Consider the following 228-nt stretch of genomic DNA (forward strand, 5'->3'; position numbering starts at 1 on the left):
GCCCTTGGTGAGGACCATGACATTCATGCCGCCGGTCTGGCCTTCCTTCGGGGTAGCCCAGGCAACGGGCACGTCGAGCTTGGTGAAGCCGGCCCAGGAGAAGCGGCCGATCGGGGCGGCCCAGATCTCTTCCTGCTGCATCAGCTGCACCAGCTGCGAGGACTTTTCATAGAAGGTGACGATATCGTCCTTCTTCTCGCCGACCGCCGCGATGGCGCCCTGGAGATC

The 228-nt window shown here is 63.6% G+C and carries 1 pseudogene; it reads right to left on the reverse strand.

Features of this window, described 5'->3' with window-relative positions:
* Positions 1 to 228, reverse strand: a pseudogene (locus SB764_RS45330) (ABC transporter substrate-binding protein); the annotation flags it as partial.

This window comes from Paraburkholderia sp. SIMBA_027, assembly GCF_046535315.1.
GTDB lineage: Bacteria > Pseudomonadota > Gammaproteobacteria > Burkholderiales > Burkholderiaceae > Paraburkholderia > Paraburkholderia tropica.